Below are 13,932 nucleotides of genomic sequence, written 5' to 3' on the forward strand. Positions count from 1 at the left end.
ATCGCAAGCCTTAGCCGGCCAGCACCTTGTTCAGGGTGGCAATCAGGGTTTCTTCATCCACAGGCTTGGTCAGGTAGTCCTTGGCGCCCTGGCGTGCGCCCCAGATCTTGTCGGTTTCCTGGTCCTTGGTGGTGATGATGATGATCGGGATACCGTTGGTTTCCGGCTCCTTGGACAACTGGCGCGTGGCCTGGAAGCCGTTGAGGCCGGGCATCACGATATCCATCAGCACCGCGTCGGGCTTTTCCTGACGGGCCAGGGCCACGCCGTCCGCGCCGTTTTCGGCCTTGAGCACTTGGTGGCCATGCTTTTCCAGCATGCCGGTGAGTTTGTACATTTCAGTCGGCGAATCGTCGACGATCAGAACACGTGCCATGGTTTTCCCCGCTACATTGGTCGGCGCCGGCCCTCGTGAGGCGGCGTCAGTGTGCTTGTTCTACTGCGGCGAACCCAGGCACGTAGGCCTTGATCGCCCCCAGCAGTTCTTCCTTGCTGAAAGGCTTGGTCAAAAATTGATCGACACCCACGATGCGCCCCTTGGCCTTGTCGAACAGGCCGTCCTTGGAAGACAACATGATCACCGGGATCGACTTGAACGCCGGGTTGTTCTTCACCAGTGCGCAGGTCTGGTAGCCGTCCAGGCGCGGCATCATGATGTCGACAAAGATAATGTGCGGGTGATGATCGACAATACGGGCCAGGGCGTCGAAACCGTCGATCGCCGTGATGACCTCGCACCCCATGTTCTTCAACAGCGTCTCGGCGGTGCGGCGGATCGTTTTCGAATCGTCGATCACCATCACCTTCAAGGCGTTGGAATGCTGTTCCATATCTGCTCTACCATCGCCACAGCGAATCGGTTTTCGGTGTGTACTGCCTCATGTTGCACAGGATGAACGCCGCAAGCCTTGGAATTCAAGGGCTGCTGCGCCGTGCCAGCCTTTTTAGCACAGTCTCCTGGCGCAATCTATCGAGGCACCCGCCCAATGGTTTTTCCTTGACCCACAACAGCCGCAGCGCCACTCTGACGCCACTTTTATGCGCCCTAATTTGCTAGAGGAAATCCCCATGAGCGTTCGCGTCGGCATTGTCATGGACCCTATCGCCAGCATTTCCTATAAAAAGGACAGTTCGCTGGCCATGCTCCTGGCCGCCCAGGCCCGCGGCTGGACCTTGTTCTATATGGAGCAGCGCGACCTTTACCAGGGTGACGGCGAGGCCCGCGCACGCATGCGCCCGCTGCAGGTGTTTGCCAACCCCGAGAAGTGGTTCGAGCTTTCTGACGAAATCGACAGCCCGCTGAGCGACCTCGACGTGATCCTGATGCGCAAGGATCCGCCGTTCGACATGGAATTTGTGTACTCCACCTACCTGCTGGAGCAGGCCGAACGTGCGGGCGTGTTGATCGTCAACAAGCCGCAAAGCCTGCGCGACTGTAATGAAAAACTGTTCGCCACCCTGTTCCCACAGTGCACGCCACCGACCGTGGTCAGCCGCCGCGCCGATGTACTGCGTGAATTCGCCGCCAAGCATGGCGACGTGATCCTCAAGCCGCTGGACGGCATGGGCGGCACCTCGATCTTCCGTCACCGCGCCGGCGACCCGAACCTGTCGGTGATCCTCGAAACCCTGACCGCCCTGGGCACCCAGCAGATCATGGGCCAGGCCTACCTGCCGGCGATCAAGGATGGCGACAAGCGTATCCTGATGATTGACGGCGAGCCGGTGGATTATTGCCTGGCGCGCATCCCGGCAGCCGGCGAGACCCGTGGCAACCTGGCCGCCGGTGGTCGCGGTGAAGCGCGGCCGTTATCAGAAAAAGACCGCTGGATTGCCGCTCAAGTCGGTCCAACCCTGCGGGAAAAAGGTCTGCTATTTGTCGGACTAGACGTAATTGGCGAGAACCTCACTGAAATCAACGTCACCAGCCCGACCTGTATTCGCGAGATCGACAACGCATTTGGCACGAACATCGGCGAAATGCTGATGGCCGCCATTGAACGCAAGCTACAAGCCAAGTGACATAGAACAGCCGGACACCTACCAACATTGCGTTATCATGCGCCACCTGTGAAACGCGCGATGTTGGTTTTCTTGTCATGACACTCCCGTCCGATCTGCCCCCCGAATTCTCCCCCAGCGGCGTGCGCCCGGCCGATCGTCTCGGTTTTACCCTGTTTCTCGCTGCCTTGATTCATCTCGCCCTGCTCCTGGGTGTGGGGTTCACCCTGGTCGAACCCAAGCAGATCACCAAGACCCTGGAAATCACCCTCGCCACGTTCAAGAGCGAAAAGAAGCCCGAAAAGGCTGACTTTCTCGCCCAGGACAACCAACAGGGCAGCGGCACCCTCGACAAGAAAGCAGTGCCCAAGACCACCGAGGTAGCGCCCTTCCATGACAACCAAGTCAAGAAGGTCACTCCGCCGCCAGCGCCCAAGCCTGAGGTCAGGCAGGCCACGCCCAAGGCTGCGGTGACCACTGTCGCGCCCAAACCGCAAAAAGCCCCGACCCAGCGCGAAAAGGCCAAGACCGAACCCAAGCCCGAGCCAGTGAAACCTGCGCCGACGTTCGACAGTTCGACGTTATCCGATGAAATTTCCAGCCTGGAAGCCGAACTGGCCCATGAGCAACAGCTTTATGCCAAGCGCCCGCGCATCTACCGTTTGAACGCCGCCTCAACCATGCGCGATAAAGGTGCCTGGTATAAGGACGAGTGGCGCAAGAAAGTCGAACGCATCGGCAACCTCAATTACCCGGACGAGGCGCGGCGCCAACAGATTTATGGCAATTTGCGCTTGCTGGTGTCGATCAACCGTGACGGCTCGCTGTATGAGGTGCAGGTGCTGGAGTCCTCCGGCCAGCCGCTGCTGGACCAGGCTGCGCAACGCATCGTGCGCCTGGCCGCGCCCTTTGCGCCGTTCAGCGGCGACTTGAGCGACGTGGACCGCTTGGAAATCATCCGCACCTGGCGGTTCGCCAAGGGCGACCGGTTGTCCAGCAACTGATCGCACAGATCGTTCCCACGCTCCGCGTGGGAATGCCGCCATGGACGCTCTGCGTCTGCTCTTGGGACGCGGAGCGCCCCGGGATGCATTCCGACGCAAAGCATGGGAACGATCAGCGATCAGGCTCGCGCCCGCACTTGTCAGTTCGCCCCTCCAACGCCACACTAGCGGACATGAAAAACGTCAGCCCGACCTACCTCAAGCACCAATTCCTGATCGCCATGCCCCATATGGCCGACCCGAACTTTGCGCAGACCTTGACCTACATCGTCGAGCACACGGCCAATGGTGCCATGGGGCTGGTGGTCAACCGCCCGCAGGAGCTGAACCTGGCCGATATCCTTGAGCAACTGCGCCCGGAAATCGACCCGCCGGCGCGCTGCCAGGGCGTACCGATCTACATCGGCGGGCCGGTGCAGACCGATCGCGGTTTTGTGCTGCACCCCACCGGGCCGACGTTTCAGGCCACGGTAGACCTTGATGGGGTGTCACTGTCCACATCCCAGGATGTGCTGTTCGCCATCGCCGACGGCATCGGCCCCGAGCAAAGCGTGATCACCCTGGGCTACGCCGGTTGGGAAGCCGGGCAACTGGAGGCCGAACTGGCCAGCAATGCCTGGCTGACCTGCCCGTTCGACGCTGACATCCTGTTCAACACCGCCAGCGAACTGCGCCTGGAAGCGGCAGCAGCCAAGCTGCGGGTCAACCTCAGCCTGCTGACCAGCCAGGCGGGGCACGCCTGATGGCCTTGCGTCTGATCCTCGGTTTTGATTACGGCACCAAACAGATCGGCGTAGCGGTTGGCCAGGTCATCACCGGCCAGGCCCGCGAGCTGTGCACCCTCAAGGCCCAGAACGGCGTGCCGGACTGGAACCAGGTCGAAGCCCTGATTAAAGAGTGGAAGCCTGACGCGGTGGTGGTCGGCCTGCCCCTGAACATGGATGGCACCCCCAGTGACATGTGCCTGCGCGCCGAGAAGTTCGCGCGCCGCCTCAATGGCCGCTACAACCTGCCCTTCTATACCCACGACGAACGCCTCACCACCTTCGAAGCCAAGGGGGAGCGCCGCGACCGTGGCGGGCAAAAGGGCAGTTACCGCGACAACCCGGTAGACGCCATCGCCGCGGCCTTGCTGTTGCAGGGCTGGCTGGATGAAAACACTGCTTTATTTGAATCCTGACCCGCCGCGATCCTGTGGGAGCGGGCTTGCCCGCGAAGAACGTTAACGATACCGCGAGAAGACTGGATGAACGCGGTGCCCATGAGTTTTTCGCGAGCAAGCTCGCTCCTACACACTTGATAAGGAGCCACCATGAGCTTGCCGAACCCTGCCGAACTGATCAGCCAGATGGCGATACGCCTCAAGGCGCACCTGGAACACCGTGCCATCAGCGAACCGCGTTTTATCGGCATACGCACCGGTGGCGTGTGGGTAGCCCAGGCATTGCTGGAAGCACTGGGCAGCGATTCGCCCCTGGGCACCCTGGACGTGTCCTTCTACCGCGACGATTTCAGCCAGAACGGCCTGCATCCACAAGTACGCCCTTCGGCCCTGCCCTTCGAGATCGAAGGCCAGCACCTGGTACTGATCGACGACGTGCTGATGAGCGGCCGCACCATCCGCGCCGCCATGAACGAACTGTTCGACTATGGCCGCCCGGCCAGCGTGACCCTGGTGTGCCTGCTGGACCTGGATGCTGGCGAACTGCCGATCAGCCCGGACGTCGTGGGTGCAACCCTGTCGCTTGCACCCCAGCAGCGGGTAAAATTGTCCGGTCCTACGCCGCTCGAACTCGAACTGCAAGACCTTGCCCTTTAAACCGCCTTGTAAAGAGTCCCCGCGATGACGCCTCTAGATGCCAAGCGCCCGCTGCAGCTCAATGCTCAGGGCCAGTTGCAACACTTCTTGTCCCTCGACGGTTTGCCCCGCGAACTGCTCACCGAAATCCTCGACACCGCCGACTCGTTCCTGGAAGTCGGTGGCCGGGCAGTGAAGAAAGTCCCACTGTTGCGCGGCAAAACCATCTGCAACGTGTTCTTCGAGAACTCCACCCGCACCCGCACCACCTTTGAACTGGCGGCCCAGCGGCTGTCGGCCGATGTGATCACGCTGAACGTGTCCACCTCGTCGGCGAGCAAGGGCGAAACCCTGCTCGATACCCTGCGCAACCTGGAAGCCATGGCCGCCGACATGTTCGTGGTACGCCACGGCGACTCCGGCGCTGCGCATTTCATCGCCGAGCATGTGTGCCCGAACGTGGCGATCATCAATGGCGGCGACGGCCGTCACGCGCACCCGACCCAGGGCATGCTCGACATGCTCACCATTCGTCGGCACAAGGGCAGCTTTGAAAACCTCTCGGTAGCCATCGTCGGCGACATCCTGCATTCGCGGGTGGCACGTTCGAACATGCTGGCTCTCAAGGCCCTGGGTTGCCCGGATATCCGCGTGATCGCGCCCAAGACCCTGTTGCCCATCGGCATCGAACAGTATGGCGTGAAGGTCTACACCGACATGGCCGAGGGCCTCAAGGATGTGGACGTGGTGATCATGCTGCGCCTGCAACGCGAGCGCATGGCCGGGGGCTTGTTGCCCAGCGAAGGTGAGTTCTACCGCCTGTTCGGCCTGACCACCGCACGCCTGGCCAAAGCCAAGCCGGATGCCATCGTGATGCACCCGGGGCCAATCAACCGCGGCGTGGAAATTGAGTCGGCGGTGGCCGACGGCCCACAATCGGTGATTCTCAACCAAGTGACCTACGGCATCGCCGTGCGCATGGCCGTGCTGTCCATGGCCATGAGCGGGCAAACCGCGCAACGTCAATTCGAGCAGGAGCAGGCCCAGTGAAGCTCAGCATTCTCGGCGCCCGAGTCATCGACCCGGCCAGTGGCCTGGACCAAGTTACCGATCTACATCTGGACGCCGGCAAGATCGTCGCCATTGGCGCCGCCCCCGCAGGCTTCAACGCCGGCCAGAGCATCGATGCCAAGGGCCTGGTGGCCGCGCCTGGGCTGGTGGACCTGAATGTCGCACTGCGCGAGCCGGGCTACAGCCGCAAAGGCAATATCGCCAGCGAAACCCAGGCCGCGGCAGCCGGTGGCGTGACCAGCCTGTGTTGCCCGCCCAACACCAAGCCGGTGTTGGACACGTCGGCCGTGACCGAGCTGATCCTCGACCGCGCCCGCGAAGCCGGCAACTGCAAAGTGTTTCCCATTGGTGCCCTGAGCAAGGGCCTGGATGGCGAACAACTCGCCGAATTGATCGCCCTGCGTGACGCCGGTTGCGTGGCCTTCGGCAATGGCCTGGAAAGCTTTCGCAGCACGCGCACCTTGTGCCGCGCCCTGGAATACGCGGCCACCTTCGACTTGACGGTGATCTTCCATTCCCAGGACCGCGACCTGGCCGAAGGCGGCCTGGCCCACGAAGGCGCAGTGGCCAGCTTCCTCGGCCTGCCGGGCATTCCGGAAACAGCAGAAACCGTGGCCCTCGCCCGTGACCTGTTGCTGGTGGAACAAAGCGGCGTGCGTGCGCATTTCAGCCAGTTGACCAGCGCCCGGGGCGTGGCTCTGATCGCCCAGGCCCAGGCCCGTGGCTTGCGGGTCACCGCGGATGTCGCCCTGTACCAATTGATCCTGACGGATGAGGCGCTGATCGACTTCTCCAGCCTGTACCACGTACAGCCCCCGCTGCGCACCAAAGCTGACCGTGACGGTTTGCGTGCGGCGGTGAAGTCGGGTGTGGTGTCGGCGATTTCCAGCCATCACCAACCTCACGAGCGAGACGCCAAGCTGGCACCGTTTGGCGCGACCGAGCCAGGCATCAGCAGCGTGGAGTTGTTGTTGCCACTGGCGATGACGCTGGTGGAAGACGGCTTGCTGGACCTGCCGACACTGCTGGCACGCCTGAGCGCCGGCCCGGCCGAGGCCCTGCGCTTGCCGGCGGGCCAGTTGGCGGTGGGTTCACCGGCGGACCTGGTGCTGTTCGACCTGGCAAGCTCGACGGTGGCTGGTGAGCGTTGGTTGTCCAAGGGCGAAAACTGCCCGTTCATCGGCCACAGCCTGCCGGCGACGGTGCGGTATACCTTGATGGATGGACGGATCAGCTACCAGGCTTGACGCGCAAGCTCGTTCCCACGCTCTGCGTGGGAACGCATTCTGTGACGCTCTGCGTCAGCACTCCAAAGGTGGACGCGGAGCGTCCTGGGCTGCATTCCCACGCGGAGCGTGGGAACGATCAGTGCTCAGCGCCCGCTGTTGCGCTCGGCATTGCGGATCGAGATCTGCGTGTTCAGCGTCCAGAAGTCATACAGCACCCCGATCAGGAACAAACCGCCGGTCAGCAGGTAGATCAGGCCAGTGATCCATTTGCCCTGATACATACGGTGCACACCAAACACCCCCAGGAACGCCAACAGAATCCACGCCACGCTGTATTCAATCGGCCCTGCGGTAAACCGCAGGTCGGCTTCACGGTCCATGGCCGGGATCAGGAACAAGTCGATCAACCAGCCAATGCCGAACAAGCCGAAGGTAAAAAACCAGATCGTGCCCGTCACAGGCTTGCCGTAATAAAAACGATGAGCCCCGGTAAAACCGAAAATCCACAGCAGGTAACCAATCGCCTTGCTGTGGGTGTCTTGCTGCTGAGCAACCTGTTGATAGGTGTTCATGAAGGACCTCTTTTGCTTCGATAGATAAATTTTTTCATTTTCTTTGTGACTTTTTTACGGGCGCCCGACGTACGGCAAATGGTATCGTCCTGCCCTCAAAGCCTTGTAGCGCCTGACTTGTGTAGGACAATTGCGGCGAATCGTCGCGTTTTTCCTGAATTTGACCCCAAGGTTCAGTCGACAAACGGGCTGAGAACAGCACAAAAAGCTGTTATAAAGTTGCGCGCAAACCCATAAGAGCCACGCCTAATGCGACCATTTTTCAAGACATGGCTAACCATTTGCCTATTAATGCCACTGGCCGCCCACGCCACCAATCGTGAGCAACGACTTCCGAACGTTAACGGTTTCACCCCTAAAGTCCATAGCACGCCCAGCACTGCCAAATCGGCAAAGCCGACCGTCAGCCGCCCGACTCAACTGAGCAAGGCCCACGGCAAAGCGCTTTCCACCCAGCTGGCCGTGAACACCAAGCAAAGCAGCAACGTCTTGAGCCGTGCCGTCAACGTGCTCGGTACACCTTATCGTTGGGGCGGCAGCAGCCCAAGTAAAGGGTTCGACTGCAGCGGCCTGGTGAAATATGCATTTAACGATGTAAAAGCGGTGGACCTGCCACGCACCTCCAACGCCATGGCGGCCGGCCATGGGTTGAAGGTTGATCGCAAAGACCTGAAGCCGGGCGATCTGTTGTTCTTCAAGTTGAAGAGCCGCCAGGTGAACCACGTTGCCATCTACCTGGGCAATGACCGCTTTATTCACGCACCGCGCCGTGGCAAGTCGGTGAGCATCGACACGCTGAAAAAGCCGTTCTGGGACAAGAACTACGTGATTGCCAAGCGGGTACTGCCTAAAGAGCAGAACAGCAACCTGCGGATCGTGCAGCGCTAAGCCTGGCGCCACTGAAGCTCCCCCTTTGAAATGCAATCAAATGTGGGAGCTGGCTTGCCTGCGATGACGGTGTGTCAGTTGGCAGAGAGAGTGCCTGACAGTCCGCTATCGCAGGCAAGCCAGCTCCCACATTGTGTATCTGTGCGCTTTAGATATCTGCCGGCACCCTCGCCTTCTCCCGCGCTTCTTCCCGGCTAATCACTCCTACGCCCACCAACGCCTTCAAACTCATATCCAGGGTCTTCATCCCCAACGCACCACCGGTCTGAATAGCCGAAACCATCTGCGCCACCTTGTCTTCGCGAATCAAGTTACGAATCGCCGGGGTGCCCAGCATGATTTCATGAGCGGCCACGCGCCCACCGCCCACCTTCTTCACCAGCACCTGAGACACCACCGCTTGCAACGACTCCGACAGCATCGAGCGGACCATGGCCTTCTCCCCGGCCGGGAAGACATCTACCAGCCGGTCCACTGTCTTTGCCGCCGACGAGGTGTGCAGGGTGCCGAACACCAGGTGCCCGGTCTCTGCCGCCGTCAGCGCAAGGCGGATGGTTTCCAGATCGCGCAATTCACCCACCAGGATCACATCCGGGTCTTCTCGCAGGGCTGAACGCAGGGCCACCGAGAAACTGTGGGTGTCGCGATGCACCTGGCGCTGGTTGACCAGCGCCAGTTTCGGCCTGTGGATAAACTCGATGGGGTCTTCCAGCGTAAGGATATGCTGGCGTCGATGCCGGTTGAGGTCGTCGATCATCGCCGCCAGGGTCGTAGACTTGCCCGAGCCGGTGGGCCCGGTCACCAGCACCAGGCCGCGAGGAAGGCGGGCGATACGCTGGAACACCTCGCCCAGTCCCAGGTCCTCCAGGCTCTGGACCTCAGTCGCAATAGCCCGGAACACCGCACCCACGCCGCGATCCTGGCGGAACACGTTCGCCCGGAACCGGGCGACGCCTGGCAATTCGAAGGAAAAATCCGTTTCAAGAGATGTTTCGAAATCCTTTTGTTGATGTTTATTCAGCAAAGGGCTCAATAAGTCGACCACTTGGGTAGCGTCCAGCGCTGGCCCATCCAGCGGCCAAACCTCGCCATCAATGCGCAGCATCGGTGCCAGGCCGGCTGACAGATGCAGGTCTGAGGCGCCTCGGCTTACGCTGGCCGTCAGCAATTGCGTGATATCCATAGGGCTTTCCATTTCCAGTAGAATGCCGCGGACTCCATATCCACGGGCGCATCTTGAATGTCGACGATAGCAGACAACATCGGCCTGGTTAGCCAGCGTATCCGCGCCGCAGCCGACGCCGTGCAACGTGACGCAAGCAGCGTCCACCTGCTGGCCGTGAGCAAGACCAAACCCGCGCAGGCGGTACGCGACGCCTATGCCGCCGGGCTGCACGACTTTGGGGAAAACTACCTGCAGGAAGCCTTGGGCAAACAGGCGCAATTGACCGACCTGCCCTTGAGTTGGCACTTCATCGGCCCCATTCAATCGAACAAGACTCGCGCTATCGCCGAGCACTTCGCTTGGGTGCATTCCGTGGACCGCCTGAAAATCGCACAACGCCTGTCCGAACAACGCCCGGCCGACCTGCCGCCGCTCAATATCTGCATTCAGGTCAATGTCAGTGGCGAAGCCAGCAAGTCCGGCTGCACACCCGCCGACCTGCCGGCCCTGGCCACGGCGATCAGCGCCCTGCCGCGCTTGAAGCTGCGGGGTTTGATGGCAATTCCCGAGCCGACTGAAGACCGGGCGGAGCAGGATGCGGCGTTTGCCACGGTGCGCGACCTGCAAGCCAGCCTGAACCTGCCGCTGGACACACTTTCCATGGGCATGAGCCATGACCTTGAGTCGGCCATTGCCCAAGGCGCCACCTGGGTGCGGATCGGTACCGCCCTGTTTGGCGCCCGCGACTATGGCCAGCCGTGAAATGGCTGACATCCCTCGAAAATAAGGACCTGTCATGAGCAACACGCGTATTGCCTTTATCGGCGCCGGTAACATGGCGGCCAGCCTGATCGGTGGCCTGCGGGCCAAGGGCCTGGACGCCGAGCAGATCCGCGCCAGCGACCCGGGCGCCGAGACCCGCGAGCGCGTCAGCGCCGAACACGGCATCCAGACCTTCGCCGATAATGCCGAGGCCATCCACGGCGTCGATGTGATCGTGCTGGCGGTCAAGCCCCAGGCCATGAAGGCCGTGTGCGAGAGCCTGCACCCGAGCCTGCAACCTCACCAACTGGTGGTGTCGATTGCCGCTGGCATCACCTGCGCCAGCATGACCAACTGGCTCGGCGCCCAGCCCATCGTGCGCTGCATGCCCAACACCCCGGCGCTGCTGCGCCAGGGCGTCAGCGGTTTGTATGCCACTGGCGAAGTCACCGCGCAGCAACGTGACCAGGCCCAGGAACTGCTGTCTGCGGTGGGCCTCGCCGTATGGCTGGAGCAGGAACAGCAACTGGACGCGGTCACCGCCGTCTCCGGCAGCGGCCCGGCCTATTTCTTCCTGTTGATCGAGGCCATGACGGCCGCCGGCGTCAAGCTGGGCCTGCCCCACGACGTGGCCGAGCAACTGGCGGAGCAAACCGCCCTGGGCGCCGCGAAAATGGCGGTCGGCAGCGAGGTGGATGCCGCCGAACTGCGCCGTCGCGTCACCTCGCCAGGTGGCACCACACAAGCGGCTATCGAGTCGTTCCAGGCCGGGGGCTTTGAAGCCCTGGTGGAAACAGCACTGGGTGCCGCCGCACATCGTTCAGCCGAGATGGCTGAGCAACTGGGCAAATAGTCGTCCCTTACCAAGGTAATCAAACATGCTCGGAATCAATGACGCTGCCATTTTCATCATCCAGACCCTGGGCAGCTTGTACCTGCTGATCGTGCTGATGCGCTTTATCCTGCAACTGGTGCGTGCAAACTTCTACAACCCGCTGTGCCAGTTCGTGGTGAAGGCCACCCAACCACTGCTCAAGCCGCTGCGCCGGGTGATCCCGAGCCTGTTCGGCCTGGACATGTCGTCGCTGGTGCTGGCGTTGCTGCTGCAAATCCTGCTGTTCGTGGTGATCCTGATGCTCAACGGCTACCAGGCGTTCACCGTGCTGCTGTTGCCATGGGGCCTGATCGGTATTTTCTCGCTGTTCCTGAAGATCATTTTCTGGTCGATGATCATCAGCGTGATTCTTTCGTGGGTCGCACCAGGCAGCCGTAGCCCGGGCGCCGAATTGGTGGCTCAGATCACCGAACCGGTGCTGGCACCCTTCCGTCGCCTGATCCCGAACCTGGGTGGCCTGGATATCTCGCCGATCTTTGCGTTTATCGTGATTCAGTTGCTGCAGAGCTGGGTGATTCCGCGCCTGGCGTACTTTGCCTACATGCCAAAAGAGTTGTTTGGCCTGATCTGACCGATAGATCGTTCCCACGCTCTGCGTGGGAATGCAGCCCGTGACGCTCCGCGTCACCAGGGCAGGACGCAGAGCGTCCCAAGAGGCATTCCCACGCGGAGCGTGGGAACGATCACGCTAACCCCCGACCATTGCTTGCCGCTAGGGTCCCCGCTCTTTAGACTTACGCCTCATTTAAACGAGAGCAGGGTCGATGCCAGCTGCCTTCCCCCCCGATTCTGTTGGACTGGTCGTGCCACAAGTGGCGCATTTCAGCGAACCCCTGGCCCTGGCCTGCGGCCGTTCGTTGCCAGCCTACGACCTGATCTACGAAACCTATGGCCAACTGAACGCCACGGCGAGCAACGCCGTGCTGATCTGCCATGCCTTATCCGGCCATCATCACGCCGCCGGCTTCCATAGCGTTGACGACCGCAAGCCCGGCTGGTGGGACAGTTGCATCGGCCCCGGCAAGCCCATCGACACCAACAAGTTCTTTGTGGTCAGCCTGAACAACCTTGGCGGCTGCAACGGTTCCACCGGCCCCAGCAGCCTCAACCCGGAAACCGGCAAGCCGTTCGGCGCCGACTTCCCGGTGCTGACGGTAGAGGACTGGGTGCACAGCCAGGCGCGCCTGGCCGACCTGCTGGGCATCAGCCAGTGGGCCGCCGTGATTGGCGGCAGCCTGGGCGGCATGCAGGCCCTGCAATGGACCATCACCTACCCGGACCGCGTGCGTCATTGCCTGGCCATCGCCTCGGCGCCCAAGTTGTCGGCGCAGAACATCGCCTTCAACGAAGTGGCGCGCCAGGCGATCCTCACCGACCCCGAGTTCCACGGCGGTTCGTTCCAGGAAGCGGGCGTGATCCCCAAGCGCGGCCTGATGCTGGCGCGGATGGTCGGCCACATTACCTACCTGTCCGACGATTCCATGGGCGAGAAATTCGGCCGAGGCCTCAAGAGCGAGAAGCTCAACTACGACTTCCACAGCGTCGAGTTCCAGGTGGAAAGCTACCTGCGTTATCAGGGCGAGGAATTCTCAGGGCGCTTTGACGCCAACACCTACCTACTGATGACCAAGGCTCTGGACTACTTCGACCCGGCCGCCAACCACGATGACGACCTGGCAAAAACCTTCGAGCACGCCACGGCCAAGTTCTGCGTGATGTCGTTCACCACCGACTGGCGCTTTTCGCCAGCGCGCTCCCGTGAGCTGGTGGATGCCCTGATGGCCGCCAAGAAAGACGTCTGCTACCTGGAGATCGATGCACCGCAAGGCCACGACGCCTTCCTGATTCCGATCCCACGCTACCTGCAGGCGTTCAGTAACTACATGAACCGTATTTCGCTTGTGAGAACGCCATGAGAGCCGACCTGGAAATCATCCAAGACTGGATCCCCGCCGGCAGCCGCGTGCTCGACCTGGGCTGCGGCGACGGCGAACTGCTGAGCTGGCTGCGCGACCACAAGCAAGTCACCGGCTACGGCCTGGAAAACGACCCGGACAACATCGCCCAATGCGTGGCCAAGGGCATCAACGTGATCGAGCAGGACCTGGACAAGGGCCTGGGCAACTTTGCCAGCAACAGCTTCGATATCGTGGTGATGACCCAGGCCCTGCAAGCGGTGCACTACCCGGACCGCATCCTTGACGAAATGCTGCGCGTGGGCCGCCAATGCATCATCACCTTCCCCAACTTTGGCCACTGGCGCTGCCGCTGGTACCTGGCCACCAAGGGGCGCATGCCGGTCTCCGACTTCCTGCCGTACACCTGGTACAACACGCCGAACATCCACTTCTGCACCTTCGAAGACTTCGAAGCCCTGTGTGGCGAGCGTGAAGCCAAGGTGATCAACCGCCTTGCCGTCGATCAACAGCACCGCCACGGCTGGGCGAGTAAGCTATGGCCCAACCTGTTGGGCGAAATTGGTATCTACCGGGTCAGCAGCCCTGGCCTGACCGACCACAAAGTTGCCGTCTAATCATCTTCAAGAGG

General features: G+C 61.4%; 17 protein-coding genes. 13 read left to right on the forward strand and 4 right to left on the reverse strand.

Annotated elements, in window-relative coordinates; genetic code table 11:
- Positions 1-10 precede the first annotated feature (10 nt).
- Together pilH and pilG are read right to left on the reverse strand one after the other, a co-directional pair.
- Entirely contained in the window at positions 11-376 is a 366-nt protein-coding gene (pilH, locus tag AC07S6_RS05985) for a twitching motility response regulator PilH (protein WP_014720320.1), read from the reverse strand.
- 46 nt (positions 377-422) lie between these two features.
- Complete coding sequence (gene pilG, locus AC07S6_RS05990; protein ID WP_014720321.1) at positions 423-830, reverse strand: twitching motility response regulator PilG; 408 nt, start codon at positions 828-830, stop codon at positions 423-425.
- Positions 831-1,068: 238 nt separating this feature from the next.
- On the opposite strand from pilG, the gene gshB reads away from it, so the two are divergent.
- The 7 genes from gshB (at position 1,069) to AC07S6_RS06025 (ending at position 7,121) form a co-directional block, all read left to right on the forward strand.
- Positions 1,069-2,022, forward strand: a complete 954-nt coding sequence (gene gshB, locus AC07S6_RS05995; protein WP_034128936.1) for a glutathione synthase — start codon at positions 1,069-1,071, stop codon at positions 2,020-2,022.
- Between the two features lie 77 nt (positions 2,023-2,099).
- Positions 2,100-3,005, forward strand: coding sequence for an energy transducer TonB (locus AC07S6_RS06000; protein WP_034128937.1), 906 nt, complete (start codon positions 2,100-2,102; stop codon positions 3,003-3,005).
- 173 nt (positions 3,006-3,178) lie between these two features.
- A complete protein-coding gene (locus AC07S6_RS06005) occupies positions 3,179-3,748 on the forward strand; it encodes a YqgE/AlgH family protein (protein WP_057976477.1) in 570 nt (189 codons plus the stop codon).
- Positions 3,748-4,185 carry a Holliday junction resolvase RuvX gene (ruvX, locus tag AC07S6_RS06010; RefSeq protein WP_003195067.1) on the forward strand — a complete coding sequence of 146 codons (438 nt, stop codon included), beginning with the start codon at positions 3,748-3,750 and terminating at the stop codon, positions 4,183-4,185. Before AC07S6_RS06005 ends, ruvX begins: the two co-directional genes overlap by 1 nt.
- 132 nt (positions 4,186-4,317) lie before the next feature.
- Entirely contained in the window at positions 4,318-4,824 is a 507-nt protein-coding gene (gene pyrR / locus AC07S6_RS06015; RefSeq protein ID WP_019817751.1) for a bifunctional pyr operon transcriptional regulator/uracil phosphoribosyltransferase PyrR, read from the forward strand.
- Positions 4,825-4,848: 24 nt separating this feature from the next.
- A complete protein-coding gene (locus tag AC07S6_RS06020) occupies positions 4,849-5,853 on the forward strand; it encodes an aspartate carbamoyltransferase catalytic subunit (protein ID WP_014720325.1) in 1,005 nt (334 codons plus the stop codon).
- Positions 5,850-7,121 (forward strand): dihydroorotase, encoded by a 1,272-nt coding sequence (locus tag AC07S6_RS06025; protein ID WP_034128939.1) that lies wholly within the window; start codon positions 5,850-5,852, stop codon positions 7,119-7,121. Before AC07S6_RS06020 ends, AC07S6_RS06025 begins: the two co-directional genes overlap by 4 nt.
- A gap of 125 nt (positions 7,122-7,246) precedes the next feature.
- On the opposite strand, the gene AC07S6_RS06030 is transcribed toward AC07S6_RS06025, so the two are convergent.
- Positions 7,247-7,675, reverse strand: a complete 429-nt coding sequence (locus AC07S6_RS06030; protein ID WP_054897575.1) for an NINE protein — start codon at positions 7,673-7,675, stop codon at positions 7,247-7,249.
- A 249-nt stretch (positions 7,676-7,924) separates the two neighbouring features.
- Between AC07S6_RS06030 and AC07S6_RS06035 the strand changes: the two genes are divergently transcribed.
- Positions 7,925-8,563: a C40 family peptidase gene (locus tag AC07S6_RS06035; protein ID WP_060763954.1), complete on the forward strand. Its 639-nt coding sequence runs from the start codon at positions 7,925-7,927 to the stop codon at positions 8,561-8,563.
- 148 nt (positions 8,564-8,711) lie between these two features.
- On the opposite strand, the gene AC07S6_RS06040 is transcribed toward AC07S6_RS06035, so the two are convergent.
- Positions 8,712-9,746 carry a type IV pilus twitching motility protein PilT gene (locus tag AC07S6_RS06040; protein WP_495111924.1) on the reverse strand — a complete coding sequence of 345 codons (1,035 nt, stop codon included), beginning with the start codon at positions 9,744-9,746 and terminating at the stop codon, positions 8,712-8,714.
- Between the two features lie 57 nt (positions 9,747-9,803).
- Here AC07S6_RS06040 and AC07S6_RS06045 point away from each other — a divergent pair, with 57 nt between their 5' ends.
- The 5 genes from AC07S6_RS06045 (at position 9,804) to metW (ending at position 13,918) form a co-directional block, all read left to right on the forward strand.
- Positions 9,804-10,490 (forward strand): YggS family pyridoxal phosphate-dependent enzyme, encoded by a 687-nt coding sequence (locus AC07S6_RS06045; RefSeq protein WP_490613520.1) that lies wholly within the window; start codon positions 9,804-9,806, stop codon positions 10,488-10,490.
- 34 nt (positions 10,491-10,524) lie between these two features.
- The gene (proC, locus tag AC07S6_RS06050) at positions 10,525-11,343 is read left to right on the forward strand and encodes a pyrroline-5-carboxylate reductase (RefSeq protein WP_495111925.1); all 819 of its coding nucleotides are present in this window, start codon (positions 10,525-10,527) and stop codon (positions 11,341-11,343) included.
- Between the two features lie 25 nt (positions 11,344-11,368).
- Positions 11,369-11,956, forward strand: a complete 588-nt coding sequence (locus tag AC07S6_RS06055; protein ID WP_003195087.1) for a YggT family protein — start codon at positions 11,369-11,371, stop codon at positions 11,954-11,956.
- Positions 11,957-12,149: 193 nt separating this feature from the next.
- Complete coding sequence (metX, locus tag AC07S6_RS06060; RefSeq protein WP_034128945.1) at positions 12,150-13,301, forward strand: homoserine O-succinyltransferase MetX; 1,152 nt, start codon at positions 12,150-12,152, stop codon at positions 13,299-13,301.
- Positions 13,298-13,918, forward strand: coding sequence for a methionine biosynthesis protein MetW (metW, locus tag AC07S6_RS06065; protein ID WP_003195091.1), 621 nt, complete (start codon positions 13,298-13,300; stop codon positions 13,916-13,918). The genes metX and metW overlap by 4 nt, the downstream gene beginning before the upstream one ends.
- Positions 13,919-13,932: the final 14 nt, after the last annotated feature.

The organism is Pseudomonas sp. GW821-FHT07B01, assembly GCF_059419065.1.